18 protein-coding genes are annotated in these 18965 nt (G+C 41.2%); 14 read left to right on the top strand and 4 right to left on the bottom strand.

Annotated elements, in window-relative coordinates:
- Positions 1–178: 178 nt before the first annotated feature.
- From ACDZ28_RS28710 to ACDZ28_RS28700, 3 genes are all read left to right on the top strand, one after another.
- The gene (locus ACDZ28_RS28710) at positions 179–1090 is read left to right on the top strand and encodes an ABC transporter ATP-binding protein (RefSeq protein WP_076120753.1); all 912 of its coding nucleotides are present in this window, start codon (positions 179–181) and stop codon (positions 1088–1090) included.
- A gap of 3 nt (positions 1091–1093) precedes the next feature.
- Positions 1094–1891: an ABC transporter permease gene (locus ACDZ28_RS28705; protein WP_042129360.1), complete on the top strand. Its 798-nt coding sequence runs from the start codon at positions 1094–1096 to the stop codon at positions 1889–1891.
- Positions 1892–1993: 102 nt separating this feature from the next.
- Positions 1994–2353 (top strand): hypothetical protein, encoded by a 360-nt coding sequence (locus tag ACDZ28_RS28700; RefSeq protein ID WP_042129358.1) that lies wholly within the window; start codon positions 1994–1996, stop codon positions 2351–2353.
- Between the two features lie 57 nt (positions 2354–2410).
- Here the strand turns inward: ACDZ28_RS28700 and ACDZ28_RS28695 are convergent, their stop codons facing one another.
- Positions 2411–3673 (bottom strand): serine hydrolase domain-containing protein, encoded by a 1263-nt coding sequence (locus ACDZ28_RS28695; RefSeq protein WP_375103413.1) that lies wholly within the window; start codon positions 3671–3673, stop codon positions 2411–2413.
- 66 nt (positions 3674–3739) lie between these two features.
- Here ACDZ28_RS28695 and ACDZ28_RS28690 point away from each other — a divergent pair, with 66 nt between their 5' ends.
- The 4 genes from ACDZ28_RS28690 to ACDZ28_RS28675 all read left to right on the top strand — a co-directional run bounded on the left by ACDZ28_RS28690 (position 3740) and on the right by ACDZ28_RS28675 (position 8985).
- Positions 3740–4423 (top strand): response regulator transcription factor, encoded by a 684-nt coding sequence (locus tag ACDZ28_RS28690; protein ID WP_375103412.1) that lies wholly within the window; start codon positions 3740–3742, stop codon positions 4421–4423.
- A gap of 2 nt (positions 4424–4425) precedes the next feature.
- On the top strand, positions 4426–5694 hold the full coding sequence (locus ACDZ28_RS28685; protein ID WP_042129354.1) for a HAMP domain-containing sensor histidine kinase: 1269 nt from the start codon (positions 4426–4428) through the stop codon (positions 5692–5694).
- 142 nt (positions 5695–5836) lie between these two features.
- Positions 5837–6640, top strand: a complete 804-nt coding sequence (locus ACDZ28_RS28680) for an ABC transporter ATP-binding protein (protein ID WP_375103411.1) — start codon at positions 5837–5839, stop codon at positions 6638–6640.
- Positions 6641–6642: 2 nt separating this feature from the next.
- Positions 6643–8985, top strand: a complete 2343-nt coding sequence (locus ACDZ28_RS28675) for an ABC transporter permease (protein WP_375103410.1) — start codon at positions 6643–6645, stop codon at positions 8983–8985.
- Between the two features lie 55 nt (positions 8986–9040).
- On the opposite strand, the gene ACDZ28_RS28670 is transcribed toward ACDZ28_RS28675, so the two are convergent.
- Together ACDZ28_RS28670 and ACDZ28_RS28665 are read right to left on the bottom strand one after the other, a co-directional pair.
- Positions 9041–9469, bottom strand: coding sequence for a VOC family protein (locus ACDZ28_RS28670; RefSeq protein WP_042129347.1), 429 nt, complete (start codon positions 9467–9469; stop codon positions 9041–9043).
- 190 nt (positions 9470–9659) lie between these two features.
- A complete protein-coding gene (locus ACDZ28_RS28665) occupies positions 9660–10058 on the bottom strand; it encodes a DUF2871 domain-containing protein (RefSeq protein WP_076120747.1) in 399 nt (132 codons plus the stop codon).
- A gap of 346 nt (positions 10059–10404) precedes the next feature.
- Between ACDZ28_RS28665 and ACDZ28_RS28660 the strand changes: the two genes are divergently transcribed.
- Positions 10405–10620 carry a hypothetical protein gene (locus tag ACDZ28_RS28660; RefSeq protein WP_375103409.1) on the top strand — a complete coding sequence of 72 codons (216 nt, stop codon included), beginning with the start codon at positions 10405–10407 and terminating at the stop codon, positions 10618–10620.
- Between the two features lie 84 nt (positions 10621–10704).
- On the opposite strand, the gene ACDZ28_RS28655 is transcribed toward ACDZ28_RS28660, so the two are convergent.
- The gene (locus tag ACDZ28_RS28655; protein WP_042129339.1) at positions 10705–11670 is read right to left on the bottom strand and encodes a nitronate monooxygenase family protein; all 966 of its coding nucleotides are present in this window, start codon (positions 11668–11670) and stop codon (positions 10705–10707) included.
- A 208-nt stretch (positions 11671–11878) separates the two neighbouring features.
- Here ACDZ28_RS28655 and ACDZ28_RS28650 point away from each other — a divergent pair, with 208 nt between their 5' ends.
- The 6 genes from ACDZ28_RS28650 to ACDZ28_RS28625 all read left to right on the top strand — a co-directional run bounded on the left by ACDZ28_RS28650 (position 11879) and on the right by ACDZ28_RS28625 (position 18952).
- A complete protein-coding gene (locus tag ACDZ28_RS28650; protein ID WP_042129338.1) occupies positions 11879–12541 on the top strand; it encodes an MgtC/SapB family protein in 663 nt (220 codons plus the stop codon).
- A 509-nt stretch (positions 12542–13050) separates the two neighbouring features.
- A complete protein-coding gene (locus tag ACDZ28_RS28645) occupies positions 13051–14208 on the top strand; it encodes an ROK family transcriptional regulator (RefSeq protein WP_042129336.1) in 1158 nt (385 codons plus the stop codon).
- A gap of 28 nt (positions 14209–14236) precedes the next feature.
- The gene (locus ACDZ28_RS28640; protein ID WP_042129334.1) at positions 14237–15241 is read left to right on the top strand and encodes an asparaginase; all 1005 of its coding nucleotides are present in this window, start codon (positions 14237–14239) and stop codon (positions 15239–15241) included.
- An 89-nt stretch (positions 15242–15330) separates the two neighbouring features.
- Complete coding sequence (locus tag ACDZ28_RS28635) at positions 15331–16935, top strand: glutathione ABC transporter substrate-binding protein (protein WP_042129332.1); 1605 nt, start codon at positions 15331–15333, stop codon at positions 16933–16935.
- Positions 16936–17049: 114 nt separating this feature from the next.
- Positions 17050–17973 (top strand): ABC transporter permease subunit, encoded by a 924-nt coding sequence (locus tag ACDZ28_RS28630; RefSeq protein WP_042129331.1) that lies wholly within the window; start codon positions 17050–17052, stop codon positions 17971–17973.
- Positions 17974–18040: 67 nt separating this feature from the next.
- Positions 18041–18952: an ABC transporter permease gene (locus ACDZ28_RS28625; RefSeq protein WP_042129329.1), complete on the top strand. Its 912-nt coding sequence runs from the start codon at positions 18041–18043 to the stop codon at positions 18950–18952.
- The last annotated feature ends 13 nt before the right edge of the window (positions 18953–18965 follow it).

The raw sequence follows: 18965 nt of genomic DNA, 5'->3' as shown, positions 1-18965 counted from the left end.
TAAAGCAATAATACATTATATGGGATTAGAATCAACTGTTATCCTTTTAGGAATCACTTGGAAGTGTTGAAAGTTACATTTATTTCAGTGTTTTTTACGAACCTAATTATTAATTCTAGTAAACGTGCTAATTTGATATCAATTAGTAGGAGTAAATATGCTATGGAGGAGTTGAACAATGAATACAATAATCTTTGAAGCTGAGGGATTAAGTAAACAGTATGGTAGGGCAGCTGCGCTTCAAAATATAAATATGCAGATTCAAAAGGGAGATATCTATGGCCTAGTAGGAGAGAATGGGGCAGGCAAAACCACACTCATGAAAATAATCAGTGGATTAGTGTATCCAACAAAAGGGACCTTTCAATTGCTGGGCAAAAGTAGTGAGAAGGACATCGCAAGGGTTAGGAGAAAAATGGGGATTTTAATAGAGCACCCTGCTCTCTACCCCCATATGAATGCTGCTGAGAGTTTAAGTTTTTATTGCAAGATTTATGGGATTACGGATTCCGACAGAATTAAAAATGTACTGAATCTGGTGGGACTTACGGATGCTGAGCACAAAAACACATCGGATTATTCTCTGGGCATGCGTCAACGCTTAGGACTGGCAATTGCCCTTCTCAACGAACCGGAATTTATAGTTTTGGATGAACCGATTAATGGACTTGATCCTACGGGAATTGTAGAGATGAGAAAATTATTGACTAAGCTGGTGCATGAAAAAGGGGTTACCATCTTGATTTCCAGCCATATTTTGAGTGAACTCCAATTGCTCGCTACCAAATTCGGGTTTATTCATAAAGGGCAGTTCATTAAGGAAGTCTCTGTGGAAGAACTCATGCAATCAGCCGAAACGCAAATTTGTATTAAAACGGTTGAAGTAGAAGCAGCCATAAACGTACTTAAGAACGATCTTAATATTCATTCGAGCACATTATCAGCTTCCGGAGAAATATTGATTCCCAAGGATTTGATCGATCTTGAACAGTTAATGTCAACGTTAATTAGAGAGGGTATCCCGCTTGAAGGAATCAGCCTGTCTACTGCGAATCTTGAGCACTATTACATGGATCTGATAGGAGAATGAGCGATGAGGAATTTACTGAGAGCTGAGTCTTACTTTATAAAAAGGGATACCATGTTTAAGGGGATATCTCTGCTGTTTCTTATAGCGAGTCTGGTATTAGCGTTCTGGATTGGCAGTAAAGGTGGTTTTGAAGTCGCTAATCTCGCGGAACCCTTAACGATTGTAATGCCTTTATCCATATTTTTTTATTTTATTATTCCAATATACATATGTTTTTTTTCAACCGAAGGATTTGAATATGGGTCTATCAAAGTTATCCTTGCTTCAGGACAAAGTAGATTTATTTACATCACAGGGAAATATCTTTCTGCCTTAAAAATTATAGTATGGTGGATGTTGCAATTTACAGGAGTATTTTATCTCACGTATATGATAGCTGCCTTGATAATTGGGAATGACATCGGTAATCGGAATTTAAATGCTGACTTGATTCAGGTTTCTCGTGTACTGGGATTAAATATCCTTTATTTATCAGCTTATGCCACTCTAATTATTATGGTGGGCCTTATTATTAAAAGAACAGCCTCTGCGGTAGTTGCAACCTTTCTAATTATATTCGGAGACTTCATGATATCCGGTTATTTCCGTGATGCTTCCTCAACATGGCTAAGGGCGGTTTCAGACCATGCTTTAACGACGCAGGTTATGAAGTTTTCTGGAATCTACGTCGTTAACTCACAACATATAGTCTTGACCGGAGCAAAGGATTTTATGGAAGTGTTGCTGATCCCTGTGATTATCATAGCTATCAGTTTGTCTGTCACCTATATTTCGTTTGGAAAAAGAGATATTCATGCGTAGATTCGCAAGAGTACTGAAAGTCACAGAGGATTACTGAAATTATCGATATAATGTAAGCGTTATCTTTTATGGCAGTTCACTTAAATTAAAAGGAGATACGCTATGAGGGTGAGCAAAGTTTCTTTTAACCAGCTAGTGTTTATTTGTTTGGGGATTCAATACACGTTAATGCATTTGTTCTCTGCAGGCGAGGCGATTGTCATCACATCCATAGAGCTTGCTATATATATGATTTTTACAGTCGTTGGCCTAGTAGGATTTTTTATGAAGAGTAGAAAAGTGGACAGTGAGGCTATTTCCGGATTGGTCGCGTTATTCTTCAGTGTATTATGGATGGTGTCTTTGTTCTCACAATTTAAGAAAGAAAGCTACCCAGATGCCTTAACTGTAATTAATTCGCTTGGGGTAACTACCGCATTACTTGTTCTTCTCGCTGAGTTTATCATGATAGCCAAGGCCTAGCATGAACATGAACCTGAGTCTTTATTACTTATAAAAAGAAAAACAAGACATGTCTAATTAAGACTTGTCTTGTTTTTTACGCATCCCCAGGAATGAAAGCTCACCTTGAGCATTTCGTTTAAATTCATATTCGGTATCATGCTTGGTATGATGGAATCTTGTTTCCGAGATCGGATAAAACGGAGTGACTTCTACATCATTCCAGATAAAATAGTAGTCTTGGCCACTACGCTCTACACTTGCTTTGCAGCCAAAACCCTCGTAGGTTCCCATATATTCTGCATAAAGGCTATCCTCAAGCGGAAAGGCTTGCGGAGAGGTCGGCACCCATACAGGTTCGCCAAATACTAATCCAGCTAGCGATTCCGTTAACTTAGTGACAGGGACGCAATCATAATTGGTCAACATGATGACGCTCGTTTGATCTTCCGGGTATCGATGCAGTTCACTTCGAAAGCCGCGGTAGGCACCGCCGTGATACATTCTTTTTCGATCAAGGCGTTCGTCCAAGAACCAACCAAATCGATATTTAAGATTACTGGAATGAAAGGCCATTTCCAAGGTGTCATGAGATACTAATTGATCGGAGTACAAGGCTTGATCCCACAGAAAAAGATCTGCAGCCGTCGAATACATCGCACCAGCAGACTGGATAGAGCTCATATCTATGTATTCTCCTTGAGTGTACTCTCCCCAAGAGGAATGATAAGGTGAGGCTAATTTTGAAATGATTTGATAATTGTTATAAATTCCTGTATTTACCATACCCAAAGGCTGTAATATAAAAGTAGTGATATAATCTTCAAAGGTCATCCCTGTAATCTTCTCAATAATCATCCCAAGTAAATAATAACCTGAGTTGTTATAGGCAAATGATGTGCCAGGCATAAAGGCAGGCGGCTGACTCACAAATAGCTGTAACATTTCCTGTGGAGTTAGCTTTAGCTTATTTAATTTTTGATTATATTCGGGTATGGAAGTGTAGTTGGCTATACCAGAGGTATGTCCCAGCAGATGAAGAATGGTGATCCCCTCTAGTGCATGGTGCTCAGGAAGATACTTTAGGATGGGATCATCCAGTCTCAGACGTTTTTGTTCTTTTAACATCAGGATAGCCATGCCAGTAAAAGATTTGGTAAGTGACCAGATCCGGAATTTGGTATCTAATGTGTTCGGGACCTGATGTTCAAGATTTGCATATCCGTAGGCTTTATGTAGCTTGATTTCTCCACGCTGAGCTATTAAGACTGTGCCGCTTAATGGCCAGCTTTGTTCGTATTTATCTAAATAGTGCTCCAGACGCTGGAATTGTATATCCACAGGTAACCCCTCCTTAAAGGCATATTCTAACATAATAATAAATTCTGTTGAAGCGGAGAGAAATCCATGAAATATGATTGTTTGATTATTGATGATGAAATTGAGCTTGCGGAGACCACCTGCGAATATTTTAATTTGTTTGATGTTCAAACCGCGTTTGTTACAAGCGCTGATGCTTGTCGGAGATTTTTAAGTGAGCATCAGGTGTCGATGTTACTCCTAGATATTAATCTAGGTGGTGAATCCGGCTTCCAGTTATGCAAAGAGCTACGTCAAACGACTGGAATCCCCATTCTATTTATTAGTGCCCGCTCCAGTGAGGATGATGTATTGATTGCGCTGGATATTGGGGGAGATGATTATATTCATAAGCCGTATACCCTTAGAGTGCTGCTCGCTAAAGTGAAGGCGGTGCTAAAGCGGTACAACAACGGCGTTGTAGCGGAGGTTTCTCTTCTTGAATCCGGACCCGTTCAAATTGATCCTGAACTCCGAAGGGCTACACTTAACGGTGTACCCCTCAAGCTGAAAACAATGGAATATAAATTACTTAAGTATTTGATTCAGCATAAAAATCGGGTAATCCCCAAAGAGGAGTTATTTACAGGGGTTTGGGGAGATGTTTTTGCGGGAGATGGCACCTTAAATGTACACATACGTCATCTTCGTGAGAAGATCGAGGAGAATCCTAATGACCCACAGTTCATCCGTACCGTATGGGGTATCGGTTATGCTTTCGAGGGTAAATAGCTATGACTAAAAAATTGCTGATAACGCTACTCCTCATTATTCTCGCTGCAAGTATAACTCTCTTATTCCTGATTGTTAACTTGAAGGTGGAGACATCAACGGATCGAGTAGCTATCAATACCATCGTTAAGATTACGGAGCAGAATTGGGACAAGCTTGAACCGAAACTGTACAAGGAAAGTCCTTATGATTTCGCCATCATCGATACTTCAGGAGCACTTAAATATCAAACTGAAAATGCGGTTTCCGTTACGATTAACGAAGCTATCAATAATCGGGACACCGTAGTCGATGTTGTTGAGCAGGATAAGATAGTGGGTAAAGTGATTGTTAATAATGATTATCGTACGGTTTTTATACATATGAAACAACAATTTATACAAGTTTCTGTTGTGATGTTGCTTCTGCTTACAATTCTAGGCATCCTCTATATTTGGTTCCTGAATCGATCCATTCTTCGTCCGTTTCGTAAAATGCAGCTATTCGCGAAGCATATTGCAAGAGGTGATCTTGAAGTTCCGCTTGCGATGGATCGTAATCATCTATTTGGTGCTTTTACCGAAAGCTTCGATATGATGCGGGAAGAGCTTGCGGCGGCTAGGCACAGCGAATATCTGGCGAACAAGAGTAAGAAGGAACTGGTTGCTAGCCTAAGTCATGATATTAAGACACCTGTCGCTTCGCTAAAGGCGATTACGGAACTGATGCTATTAAGTGCTAGGGATGAGAAGACAAGCAGACAATTGAACACCTTATATTCCAAAGCAGATCAGATTGATCGTCTGGTCACAGATATGTTCCATTCCACCTTGGAAGAATTGAATGAACTAAAAGTCAGCTTAACGGAGGAGCATAGTCACCTACTGACCCAAATTATAAATAATGTAAATTTCTATGAGCGGATTTCAGCAGCAGCAGTGCCAGACTGTATCCTGACGGTGGATCCCCTGCGTCTGCAGCAGGTTATAGATAATGTGGTGAACAATTCCTATAAATACGCCAATTCCGAGACCCCCATCGATATTAAATTCGAGATTAGGGATCATTATCTGGAGGTTGATATTCAGGATTATGGTCCGGGTGTTCCTGAGGAGGAGCTGCCTTTAATATTCAATAAATTTTTTCGGGGCAGTTTGGCAATGAGCCAGAACGGTGCAGGTCTAGGTCTGTACATTTCTCGTTATATGATGCAAAAAATGCAAGGCGAAATTGTGTGTTCCAACCGGCAGAATGGATTTACTGTAAAGCTGTTGATTCCTTTAGCTGGATAGAATTAAGAATTCGCTAAGGATTGCACAAAGACATGTTAAGAACATTTAACGTACGATAAGGTTGCAATTACGAATGAGCCTGTGATTGCAGCCATTAAATTTCGCTTAGGTCTTTAATTTCTGTTATTAGTCAGCGTAATTAATGAGCATGAATGTAAATGGAGTGTTCAAGATGAGCGAAGTGAATCATAAAGTGCTGATGCAGACCCATAAGCTTGGAAAAACCTTTTCCCATGGAGGGACTCAGCAGCATGTTCTAAAAAATCTAGATCTGACCTTATATCATGGTGATTTCACGATTATTATGGGCAGCTCTGGATCTGGTAAATCAACACTGTTGTATGCCATTTCAGGAATGGATAAGCCGACACTCGGAGAGGTTTTGTTTGAAGGTCAAGAGATAACAGCGATGAGTAATGATCAGCTGGCGATATTCCGGCGAAAGAATTGTGGATTTGTGTTTCAGCAGATCCATCTGCTTGATTCGATGAGTGTCCTCGACAATGTATTATCAAGTGCTTTTCTTGTGCAAAAGGATAGGGTGGGGGCGGTGAAGAAAGCCAAAAAACTTCTCTCTGATGTGGGTCTGGATGATTCAGTTTGGGGCAAGTTTCCTGCTCAAATTTCTGGGGGCGAAGCTCAGCGGGCGGGAATTATCCGGGCCCTGATCAATAGCCCAAAGGCGGTATTCGCTGATGAGCCGACTGGAGCGCTTAATAGCTCAGCAGGAATAGGGGTACTGCGCGTCCTGACAGAGGTGAATAAGCAGGGGCAGAGCATAATTATGGTAACTCATGATCTCAAGACTGCACTGCGTGGTAATCGGATCTTGTACCTGCGGGATGGAATAATTGTTGGAGATTTACGTCTTTCCCCTTATAGCGAAGATAGTGGACCAGAACGGCAGCAGCAATTACAGTCCTTTCTAACCGAATTGGGGTGGTAGGGATGAGAAGCCTAATAGGAAAGCTTGCTTGGTCCAATATTCGCAAAAGAAAGAGTGCAACGATTACGCTCTTCCTTCTGATTATGATAGCTGTGCTGCTGCTGAATATTGGCCTAACGGTCAGTTTGAAGCTTAATTCTTTTCAGCAAGAGAAAATCTCCAAGCTAAATACACCTGATATCACCGCTTACTTTCCTGTAAACGAGCATGTGAAGGAATATGAGTCTCTGGTGGAAAGTTATCCTTATACTGAAGCATGGGAGAATGAGTCGGCTCTTCTACTACCTGACGTAAAGATAAACTACGGGGGAGACAATACAGCTATCGCGTTCTTGATTCTTAATATGGATTCGCAGCGATCCATGGGACTTTTTAATACAACCTCTCGGTTGGAAACTGAAGATCAAAGTACAATTTACCTACCGTATATTTTCCACGGGGGCTCAGGGTATAACCTTGGGGATACGTTTTCGTTTGAATACGACAACAACAAATTCACTTACACCATCGGTGGCTTTACGGAGGAACCCCTGTTTGGGACATTGACGAATGGGGCTTTAAAAATATTTTTAAACGATGAAGGTTATAAGCAATTGGAGGCACGGCTTGGGAAAGAGGTTCAATTTAATTTTTTGTCTGTGCAACTTAACGAACGGGCGAAAGAGGTCAAGCTAGAGCAAAAGCTAAGTGAACAGATATTTGGCTCTGGAACCTCTAGTTCATTTTTAGTCATGCGTACCGATGTGGGTCTGGAGGGCAACCGTGTTTTTGTGAATATTTTAGCCGCCATCCTGATTGTGTTTGCACTGATTATGGTTGTCATCTCACTGATTGTGATCAGGTTTCAAATCTTCGGAAATATTGAGGATAACCTAACTAACATCGGGGTTTTGAAAGCGAACGGTTATACGTCAAGGCAGATCATATCCTCATTTCTGTTACAGTTCGTCTCAGTGTCTATAATGGCTTCCATACCGGGGAGTTTGATTTCCGTTCTAGTTATGCCCTTAGTAGGCAATATGATCTCGTCTTCGGTTGGACTGTTGTGGCCGACAACCTTTGAAGTATTTAGTGCTTTGTATAGTTTGCTTATCGTTACGGTACTAATTCTATTTGTTGCCTACCTGTCCAGTAGAAAGATTCGTAGGATTACTCCGATAGCAGCGCTTCAGAGCGGACTTCTTACCCACAATTTCAAGAAAAATCATTTTCCATTAGCAAGTACTTCATTGAATTTGCAATTTGCCTTAAGTCTGAAATCTTTATTTAGACAGACCAAACAGAATTTTATGATTGTGCTGATCGTTGCAGGCTTGACCTTTTCTAGTATATTTTGCTCCATCCTTAATTTTAACTTTAAAGGGGATACTTCAGCCGTTTTAGATTTAGTGGGTTTAGAACGTACCAATTTGCAACTTGATCTAAAAAAAACTGACCATGCTCCGGGAATAATTGCTGAAGTTGAAGCTATGTCTGAGGTTCAAAAGATTTCCATATTGGAAGGTAGAGTAGCCTCTACAGATGATTCCAGCTTTATGCTCCGTGTATCAGATGATTATGCCAAGCTGGAAACACAGACGGTCTACAAAGGTAGACAGCCCATTTATGATAATGAAATTGCGATATCCGGCGTAATTGCAAAAATGAAAAATAAATCGATTGGGGACGAGATTCCAGTTACGTTTAATGGGGTAACCAAAAATTATTTGGTAACTGGTCTTAGCCAGCAGATTAATCAGTTAGGTATGGTTGCTACCATAACAGAAGATGGAATGAGGAAATTACAGCCGAATTATTCCGTTCAGTCCATTAATGTGTATTTAAAGGAAGGGGAAGATCCTCAAGCGTTCATTCAAAAGCTCGAAGAACGTTTCCCTGGACAATGGAACGTAACGAACATTTTAGACATGTTAGAAAGCACACTCAGTACATTCACAGCAGCAGTATCTTCTATGACAGCAGTCATTTCGGCAGTCACAATTATAGTAGTCAGCTTAATCTTGTACTTGGTGATTAAGACTTTGATTATGAAGCGCAAGCGAGAGTTCGGTATTCTTAAGGGTATCGGATACACCACCTTTAATCTGATGACACAAATTACGTTCAGTCTTTTTCCGGTGATTGTAGTTGGAGTAGTATTGGGGAGTTTAGCGGGTTATTTTTACTCGGATTCAGCATTTGTGTTATTGCTTTCAAGTCTTGGCATTTATAATGTTCAATTGGCGGTTAGTTTGCCTCAAGTGCTTCTACTGTGTGCGGTCATTCTAGTGGTTGCTTATGTGGTCTCTATGCTAGTTGCAAGGCGAATTCGAAAGGTCAGTGTATATGATTTGATTATGGACTAAGTATTTGAACAAGAAAACAACGAGTTGGAGATTGTCCATACTCGTTGTTTTTTTATTACATATTCATTCGTCCGTCATCATAATTGAATTGCCAATCGATGCCAAACTTATCTTTTAGACTACCATAACAGGAGCTCCAGAAGGTTTCTTGTAATTCCATACCTACTTTACCGCCTTCTTTTAGCTTATGAAAATAGTTCTTTATACCATCCAAATCCTTACTAACTACCGAAAGACTAATGTTGTTTCCTTCTACAAAAGGCATTCCCGGAAAAACATCAGAGAACATTACATTACTGCCTTCGATATTTAAGCGAGTGTGCATAACTAAATCTTTGGCTTCTTCAGGAAGAGTGAAATTGGGATCGGGTGGTGTTTCACCAAAGGTCATGATTTGTGGACGTTCAGTGCCAAAGACCTCTGCGTAAAACTCTGCTGCCTCACGACAATTTCCATTGAAATTAAGATAAACATCAATAGACATTTTTTCACTCCTTAAAAGTTTTATTGGCATCGAAAGCATAGATTAAAGTTAAAATTCAAGATATCTCGCGACTTCCATATTGTATCATTTACCAGTCTATAAACAAATATACTTATAGTCTCATTTGGTATGAAGTTAAATATGACTAATCAAAAAAAAGGCGCTGGAATATGATCCAGCGTCACTTTCCCTATGATTTAATTCGTTTACCGAGCAGAATTTGCAGCCATATGATACCGGCTCCTACTATAGTATGACCGAGACCGGCGATATGCGGTAAGAAGCTAATATCAGTCCCGTTAATTTGCAGCATCCCACGAGTAGCCATAGCACCGATTGTGATCAGGAGACCAATGTTATAGACAATATACCATGCATTAAATGATTTGGCCTCATGGATATTAAATAACTTGGCTAGAATCAAAGCAATAATAAAGAAAAAGAAGCCCAGTACAAGGATATGAGTATGAAGTGCAACTAAGATGGTGTTTCCTTCGAAATCATTCATTTTGGTAATTTCACGATAAGCAACACCTGCTATCAACCCAAGAATTGCATAGAAAAATGACGTGTAATACAATTTTTTCATGATCATGACTCCTTTGTGTTTATTGTTATATCGAAATAATATCATGGAAATAAGAACGCAATATGAACGAATGATGACATAGTGAATAATTTCACGGAATTGTCAAAAATGAATTTCTAACATGACCCACATAGTTTCTACACAATATTTATCTATAATAATTAATATGATTGAACCCACTGTTCATTGGAGTCAGGGTGTTCGATAGCACGGGAGGATGAATATGAGAAAAGCGGATTGGATCATAGCCATTCTAGTTATGGGAATGGGTCTGATGTGCATGTTGGTCTCAGCAAATTTTTTTCGTATTGATTTTTTCCGTATTATTAAGTAGGAGATGATTTTTTTGAAAAGAGGAGTATTTTCAGTAATCTGTGTAGCTATTCTGTCATTTGGAATTGGGACAGCGGTGTATGCTGCCGGAGTAGGTCCTAGCACTTTTAAAGAAATGTTGCCATTTATGAAAGAAAGACACCCTAACTTAGGTGATTCCGAGCTAGAGCAAATGTATAAGAGCTGCCATCAACAAGAGGGCGTTTATAATACTCGTGGAATGATGTGAGGCAATGTTGATGTAAATCAACTATAATGAACGTTTTTTTAACAAGAACCCTTTGTTGCATACAACAAAGGGTTCTTGTTTATCTTAAGTTACGGGGTTTAATGCCCCTTGATATTCATACATTAAATTATCGATAATCTGCTGTACGGACAATATCTCTTTAATCTCGTGAACCCTGGACCCGGCAAAAACCAATCCGTTCTTAACATCTCCTCTAAGGGAAGTTAAGAGGGATTCCATGGTACAGAAGCGGTGCGAACATACCTTTAGACAATTAGAGCATTTGGCTATTTTTAATTTGGCATCATCACTGATACGATCTGTGAATTCATTGCGAATCGCTCTGCCATCTAGCCCCACTGTAGACTTAATTAGAATAGTATCACCTTGTCGAGCATCTACATACTTTTGCTTAAATGACAAAGGAGCATCACATTCATGGCTTGCTACGAAACGAGTCCCCATCTGAACGCCGGAAGCGCCCATTCGAAGGGCTTTTGCGATATCATCTCCGGTCAGAATCCCGCCTGCAGCAATAACCGGTATGGAAACGGCTTCTACAACTTCTGGGAGGATATCAAACATGGATCGTTCAGTGCCTAAATGGCCCCCAGCTTCAAATCCTTCCACGACGACTGCAGAGGCACCAAGTCTTTCGGATATTCTGGCCAATTTGGCGGAAGAAACAATAGACACCACAGGGGTGCCATATTCTTTCCCCCAAGCATAAATATCTCTGGAAATTCCGGCTCCGGAAATAATAAAGTCCACTTTTTCTTCCAAAGCAACCTTCATTTTATCGGCAAAATCCTTCATTGCGAATAGTACGTTCACACCGATATATCCAATCCCTTTAGAGAGCTCTCTTGTTTTGCGAATATGCATTCTCAGTTCATCAGTGGTGATTCCTGTACCGGAAATGGTGCCGATCCCGCCTGCATTGGCTACAGCAGCAGCTAATCCACTTAAGGATATACCTACGCCCATACCACCTTGAATCACAGGAACCTTGGATTTAATATGCCCAAATTGGATTGTTGGCAGCTTCATATACGCACCTCTTTCACAAGTTGTAGATCGTTATACAATGTCTACTGGAGTAACAGCTATAAAGGTATCACAGTTAAATCATTGCAGATGTGACTGTGCGCATGCTCAAACTATGTTAAATATCATGTCCACCTTATTGGAAGGAGAAATATAGAAACCCGTTTATGATACAATAAATAGCAATATCATAAGGAGAGAAGGACAATGTATGGAGTTTGAATATTTACTTCGTGTAGTTGGAGCTGGAATTTGTGGAGTATTAGTAGGATTTGAACGTAAAAGCCGAATGAAAGAAGCGGGAGTTAGGACGCATTTTATTGTAGCTTTAGGTGCTGCACTTATGATGATCATCTCCAAATATGGATTTCAGGATCAAGCTTCTTGGTCCTATGTTAAACTCGATCCCGCACGTATTGCAGCGCAGGTAGTAAGTGGAGTGGGATTCCTTGGCGCAGGAATGATTTTCATGCACAGACACACCGTTAAGGGGCTGACAACTGCTGCGGGGATTTGGGCAACGGCGGGGCTAGGTCTGGCGATTGGTTCAGGGCTTTATATCCTTGGCGGAGGAGCAACGGTTATTATCTTACTCGGGCAAAAGATTTTGCACGGTCGATACAGTTGGCTGGCCTCACCGAAAACCCAACAGATTGTGATCTGTCTGTCTAATACAGAAGGAGCCGTCAGTCGAATCCAAAAGATACTCGAAGAAAAGAACATTACTATACTAAGCTTTCACGCTGAAAATAATAGTCTTGCCTCTGAGTTGAATTTAGAAATTATCGTAAAATATCCTGAATCCTTTAATTCTGTGAATTTGTTATCCCTAATACAAGAAGATGCATCTGTTAAGGCAGTAGATTTTCAATAACGGCTCAAGATGCTCCGTATCAAAGGTTGGTTGCTATAAAAAACTTACTTTTGATGCGGGGCAATTTCCATTTCACTATCAATCCGCGCATGATCCTACCCCTTTTTTTATATTCATATATACAAACCATCTGCTTTGATTGTTTATCTCAAACCTCTTGCTATTCTAATTTATTTTCCCTTTGAAATCAGGTTCTTCCTATTTATAGTTTTCGCACGGTCTATTACGAGATAAGATTTGGTTTTTCGTGTTATGTTTATGTTATGCATTGAATGATATTGTTAAATATTTCACATATTAACCGCTTTCATTTATTTCGAATAAAAAAATATGTCATTTATATTGACATACATTCAATGAGCCTTTATTATTAATCCCATCACTGGAGAAACTAAACTAAAATTAAATCAAATAATACATTATCGTAGCTTAATTGGCAAATTTTTTCTTATTTTTATAGTTTTATCAGCTTGATTAATGCACTGGAGAAAATAATTAGGAGAATGTCTGTGAAAAAGCACGATCAGGATTTTATGAAGCGACAAAACCGATTAACGGTCTTCGAAATCATTAAAAATCAACAGCCGATTTCTCGGGCTTCCATCGCCAAACAAACGGGTATGAGTCCTACGACTGTAAGTCGAATTGTTGGGGAATTAACTGAACAAGGATTTCTACTCGACTCGGATCAGGTATCGTCAGGATTAGGTCGAAAATCAACGTTGCTAGCTATGGTTGACGCTTCTGTGTTGTCAGTTGGGGTTGAATTGGATCGTAGTCTTATGATTGTAGGGATCGTAGATTTGCAAGGCAAGCTGCTCTGCAGCAGGCAATACCCGCGTACACCGGATGAGAGTCCTGACAAGACGCTGGAACGAATTAATGAAGCGATTGAACATCTGACACAGCAGCATGTGATTGACAGAACACGTATCGTCGGTATTGGAGTTGGACTTCCTGGCATTGTAAATAACGAAGAAGGTATCGTCGTCTTCTCGGTTCAGCTTGGATGGAAGAATGTGCCCTTAGCTAAACGTCTAAAGGAACTTACCGGTTTTGAAATTGCTGTAGATAATGAGCTGAAAGTAAGAGCTCTTGCAGAACACCTTAAAGGTGCTGCAGTTGGTTCCATCCGTACCGCACTATTGGGCTTCGGTCAAGGTGTTGGCTCGGCGATGATCCTCGAGGGAGAGATCTACCGCGGGGTGATGAACAGTGCTGGTGAAATTGGGCATACAACAGTGGATCCTAACGGAATGATGTGCGAGTGCGGGAAAGCGGGTTGCTTACAGACCTATATAAATATTAGCTCATTGTTGTCAGAAGCCAATCGGATTCGTCCGATTCGCACGATCGAGGAGTTATTTGAAGCAAAGGATGCAGGAGAGCATTGGGCGGTTCATTTGATCGAACGTGCACTCATGTATATGGCGATTACGATCAACAATGTCGTATGCATGTATAACCCGGATAGTGTGATCTTGAGTGGAGAACTCGTCGACAAATTCCCAGACGTTTATGAAGAAGTCGAGAAGCTCTATCTTTCACGCTTCACTTGGGAACCGCTTCGTGGATCTTTCTCCATTCATCGTTCGATGTTGAATGAGAACGGTGTAATTATCGGATCGGGCCTACTATCGCAGAATCGTTTTTTCGCATTGGATTAATAGAATTACATCGAGGGAGGTTGTACAGATGGGATTTACAACACTGGTAGAAGAATATCGCGGTGGCTTACTAGAGAATGTGCATTATGGTGCAGTTAGCGTAGTCGATGAGAAAGGTAACATCTTGTACAAAACAGGAAACCCGGAGCATATGACCTATCTTCGGTCAGCTGCTAAGCCGTTCCAAGCTTTACCGGTTATGAAGCGACGGATCGACGAAGTGTATGGTTTGACAAGTAAGGAAGCCTCACTCTTTACTGCTTCGCATCGGGGAGAGGCCTTCCACATTGAAGCGCTTGAATCTCTTTTTCAAAAAATGGGATTAAAAGAAGAGGGACTTCATTGCTGTTCTACATATCCATTGAATGAGGAAGCCAAGGCGGAGCGTCATCGGGCGAATGAGCCTACTCGCAAAATCTTTCATAATTGCTCGGGTAAGCATGCCGGGTTAATGGGTCTCAGCAAATATATGGGTTGGGATATAGATACTTATTATGAACCTAACCATCCTGTACAACAGGAGATCCTTGAGACCATGGCCTATATAGCTGAAGTACCGAAGGAATCCATTCCTCAAGGAATTGATGGTTGTGGTCTACCCATTTTCGCACTTCCGCTGCACAAAATCGCTTATTCATATTTAAAGCTAGCCTGTCCTGATTTGATCGAGGATATTGAAATACGCAACGCAGCTGCTGTGACTGCAAAGCTTATGAATGATAATCCGGTGATGATAGCAGATACGAAATTCGTCTGCTCAGAGCTTTTAAAGGATGATAATCTGACGGCCAAGGGCGGGGCTAAAGGTGTATATGGTATTGGTCTTCGTAAGGAACGAATCGGTATATCACTAAAAGTATCCGATGGCTCTGAGCAAGTCTGGCCTTGTATCATCGCATCGATTCTGGAACGTTTAGGCTATAGCAATCAAGCTACAATTGATCGTTTATATGCGCTCGTACCAAATACCATCGTTAATGATGGCGGTACTATTGTAGGCGAACGCCGAGCTGTATTCCAATGGGAAGTTTGATTATCAGGATCGAGAATAATCTTCAAGTCTCATGAATAATCGGACTGGGAGCTTTTCTAATACATCGTTTCTAAAGGGGAGTGTATAACATGAAAGTAAAAGGAAAAGTATGGTCAATGTTCATGCTGCTGCTTATTACAGTAGTAGTGACTGCAGGGTGCGGCAACAAAGCGAACAACGAGGGACAAGGTGGCAATACAGCTGGCGGCACGGAAACTAGCACCCCAACTACAAAAAATGATAAAGACATTGTAATTGCCATCAATTCTAACTTTATTACGCTGGACCCTCATAACGCTAGCGATACACATTCAATAAGCGCTGCCAGAACGATGTACGAAGGTCTAATGGGTTTTGATGAGAATATGAATGTAGTTCCTGTTCTTGCCACAAGCCATTCCATAAGTGATGACGGTTTGGTCTACACGTTCAACTTGCAAGAGAATGTTAAATTCCAAGACGGCACTGACTTTAATGCTGAAGCGGTTAAAGTAAACATCGCCCGTATTCAAGATGAGAAGAATAATCTGAGACTGCGCAAAAGCTTCGCAAAGGTAGCTAAAGTGGAGACTCCTGATGCTAAAACCGTGGTTATTACACTGAGTGAGCCGTACAACGCCTTTTTAAATAAGGTTGCCATGGCGCCGATCATTAGCCCGAAAGCTCTGACAGAAAACGGTGCCGATATTTCAAAAATGCCTGTAGGTACTGGTCCATTTAAGTTCAAAGAGTGGGTACAAGGTGATCGTCTAGTTGTTGAGAAGAATCCGGATTACTGGCAAAAAGACTTGCCGAAAGTGGATAGCATAACCTTCAGACCCGTACCAGAGAATGGATCGCGGATTGCGATGCTAAAAACTGGTGAGGCTGACTTCATTTATCCTATGCCAACCGAGCAAGTATCCGAGGTTGAAGGTCTTGAAGGAATTACTGTAGATACGATCGATTCAACCATTGTTCGTTATGTAACTTTGAATACGATGAAGAAACCTTTCGATGATGTTAAAGTACGTCAAGCCATTAACTATGCTATCAACAAAGATGCTTATATCAAGGTTGTGAAATCGGGTCTCGGCGCTAAGCTTGATTCCACAATGTCCTCCAAAACACAATATTACTCCCAACAAACAGGTTATGACTATGACATTGAAAAAGCTAAACAATTGCTTGCTGAAGCGGGATATCCTGACGGATTCGAAACCGAAATCTGGGGAGAAAACGAATCCGAAACGATGAAGGGTATGCAATTTATTCAACAACAGCTAGCGCTTGTAGGCATTAAGGTAGAAGTGAAGTCTATGGAGGGCGGTACATTGTCCGACCAAATTAACTCTGCGAAAACGCCTGAAGAAGCAAAAATTCAAATGTGGTATGTCAGCTGGTCTCCATCCTCCGGTGATGCAGATGGCGCAACTAGAGGTTTGTTCAGTAGTGAAATGTTCCCACCTGCAGGCTCGAATACAGCTTATTACAAAAATGAAAATGTAGATAAATGGATTGCTGAGGCGAATAAAGCGGTTGATCCTGAAGCGGCTAAATCCATTTATGCCAATATTCAAAAAACAGTATGGGAAGATGCTCCGTGGGCCTTCATGGGCGTTGACCAAATTATTTCTGGCAAAAGATCTTATTTGGAAGGTGTAAAAGTCTTCCCGGACGGTTCCATAAATGTCCTCAATGCAGAAGTAAAATAATGATGTAAAACAAAAGTAAGATTAATATCCCAAGAATTGAACGAGGCCGCTTCTATAGAATGGTAGGAAGCGGCCTCACTAAATCATTTGTCGATACTGAAGGGGGCTTATGAGTTGGGTAGATATGCTTTACAAAGACTCCTCGGGGTTATTCCGCTGTTGTTCATTGTATCGGTACTAGTCTTTTTGTTTATTCACTTAATTCCGGGTGATCCGGCCCGACTTATTGCGGGTAAGGACGCCACACTTGAAGAGATTCATGGTATTCAAGAGCAACTGGGTCTCAATCTGCCCTTGTGGAAACAATACATAAACTACATGGGTGATCTACTAAGTGGTAATCTAGGTAATTCGATCCGTTCAGGGATTCCGGTCACTGATATGCTGGAGAGCAGAATAATGCCTACTTTATGGCTAACATTTCTAAGTATGGCTTGGGCGCTTGTCATTGGTCTTCTAATCGGTGTTATTTCGGCGGTTTACCGCAATAAATGGCCGGATCATTTAGGTACATTGACAGCTATTTCAGGGATGTCTGTTCCTGGATTCTGGTTAGGTTTAGTACTCATTCAAATTTTCTCGGTAGAGCTGGGCTGGTTTCCGACCGGCGGTGTAGATTCCTGGAAATCCTATATTCTTCCTTCCATTACACTTGGAATGGGGATTATGTCGATGTTGGCCCGTTACTCACGGTCATCGATGCTAGAAACGTTACGGGAGGATTATATCCGTACTGGACGTGCGAAAGGCTTACGCGAGTATGTTGTTATTAGCAGGCATGCGCTGCGCAATTCTCTTATACAGGTCGTTACTGTAGCTGGACTTCAATTTGGGTTCTTGCTTGGTGGATCGGTAATGGTTGAGACAGTGTTCAGTATTCCTGGCCTTGGTAGACTGCTGGTGGATTCCATTTTGTTCCGGGATTATACAGTTATTCAAGCTTTGCTGCTGCTGTTTTCAACACAATTTATCCTTATCAATTTAATTGTAGATTTATTGTATGGCGTACTCAATCCGAAAATCAGGTTTTCTCAGTAGCTAGATTGCTACAGAGAAACAATACGATAGTTTTATTTAGGGAGAATTTAGGATTAGGAGGGATATCATGAGCGACAATTCTGCAGTTATGGGAACTAATTCTCCTATACCCGGAGAGGTAATAGCCCCGGAGAAAACGAAAGGCCGCGCGGGTGTTTTTATTCGCAAGTTCAGCAAACAAAAGATGCCTCTATTGGCTGCATTTTTTGTCATATTGCTTTTTTTGATTGCAATATTCGGGCCTTTTCTGACCCCGTATAATCCTGAAGCTACGAATTACGATGCACTAATGGAGGGACCCTCTGCCGCGCACTGGGCAGGAACGGATGAATATGGCCGTGATATTCTAAGCCGTTTAATTGACGGAACAAGGTTGACTTTAGCGGTCAGTCTAAGTTCCGTATTAATTGCGGGTGTACTTGGAACCATTCTTGGTCTTGTCAGTGGATATTATGGCGGTTGGCTGGATCGGATTATTATGCGGGGGAGTGATGTACTGTTCTCATTCCCGGATTTACTGCTTGCCATTGGGATTGTCGCCATACTCGGGCCTGGTTTATCTAACGTTGTCATTGCCGTTGCAGTCTTCGGCACACCATCGTTTGCCCGAATTATTAGGAGCGTTACATTGTCTGCGAAGGAAACATTGTTTGTTGAAGCCGCCCGTTCTATGGGTGCGAAGAATCGCCGAATTATTTGGAGACATATTTTTCCGGAAACAGTTCCTAGCATTATTGTTAATCTATCCATGAAGATTGGCGGGGCAATCTTGGCCGCTGCGTCACTGAGCTTTCTAGGCATGGGCGCGAAGCCAACAGAGCCCGATTGGGGCGCGATGCTAAGTATGGGCCGTGATTATTTAAGTATCGCTCCGCATATCGTGTATTTTCCGGGGATCGCTATCTTTTTGACTGTACTTGCATTTAACCTGGTCGGGGACGGACTGCGCGATGCTCTTGATCCCAAAATGAAAAACTAAGGAGGGACAAGAC

Origin of the sequence: Paenibacillus sp. RS8 (assembly GCF_041956825.1) — a bacterium.
GTDB lineage: Bacteria > Bacillota > Bacilli > Paenibacillales > Paenibacillaceae > Paenibacillus_AQ.
This window is presented reverse-complemented; position numbering and strand designations above follow the sequence as displayed.

What these genes read in the sequence shown, in the direction of transcription:
- ACDZ28_RS28650 (WP_042129338.1), top strand. Translation starts at nt 11,879, where the DNA reads ATGGAGTTTGAATATTTACTTCGTGTAGTTGGAGCTGGAATTTGTGGA.
- ACDZ28_RS28685 (WP_042129354.1), top strand. Translation starts at nt 4,426, where the DNA reads ATGACTAAAAAATTGCTGATAACGCTACTCCTCATTATTCTCGCTGCA.
- ACDZ28_RS28625 (WP_042129329.1), top strand. Translation starts at nt 18,041, where the DNA reads ATGAGCGACAATTCTGCAGTTATGGGAACTAATTCTCCTATACCCGGA.
- ACDZ28_RS28665 (WP_076120747.1), bottom strand. Translation starts at nt 10,058, where the DNA reads ATGAAAAAATTGTATTACACGTCATTTTTCTATGCAATTCTTGGGTTG.
- ACDZ28_RS28655 (WP_042129339.1), bottom strand. Translation starts at nt 11,670, where the DNA reads ATGAAGCTGCCAACAATCCAATTTGGGCATATTAAATCCAAGGTTCCT.
- ACDZ28_RS28635 (WP_042129332.1), top strand. Translation starts at nt 15,331, where the DNA reads ATGAAAGTAAAAGGAAAAGTATGGTCAATGTTCATGCTGCTGCTTATT.
- ACDZ28_RS28690 (WP_375103412.1), top strand. Translation starts at nt 3,740, where the DNA reads ATGAAATATGATTGTTTGATTATTGATGATGAAATTGAGCTTGCGGAG.
- ACDZ28_RS28705 (WP_042129360.1), top strand. Translation starts at nt 1,094, where the DNA reads ATGAGGAATTTACTGAGAGCTGAGTCTTACTTTATAAAAAGGGATACC.
- ACDZ28_RS28680 (WP_375103411.1), top strand. Translation starts at nt 5,837, where the DNA reads ATGAGCATGAATGTAAATGGAGTGTTCAAGATGAGCGAAGTGAATCAT.
- ACDZ28_RS28640 (WP_042129334.1), top strand. Translation starts at nt 14,237, where the DNA reads ATGGGATTTACAACACTGGTAGAAGAATATCGCGGTGGCTTACTAGAG.
- ACDZ28_RS28710 (WP_076120753.1), top strand. Translation starts at nt 179, where the DNA reads ATGAATACAATAATCTTTGAAGCTGAGGGATTAAGTAAACAGTATGGT.
- ACDZ28_RS28700 (WP_042129358.1), top strand. Translation starts at nt 1,994, where the DNA reads ATGAGGGTGAGCAAAGTTTCTTTTAACCAGCTAGTGTTTATTTGTTTG.
- ACDZ28_RS28675 (WP_375103410.1), top strand. Translation starts at nt 6,643, where the DNA reads ATGAGAAGCCTAATAGGAAAGCTTGCTTGGTCCAATATTCGCAAAAGA.
- ACDZ28_RS28670 (WP_042129347.1), bottom strand. Translation starts at nt 9,469, where the DNA reads ATGTCTATTGATGTTTATCTTAATTTCAATGGAAATTGTCGTGAGGCA.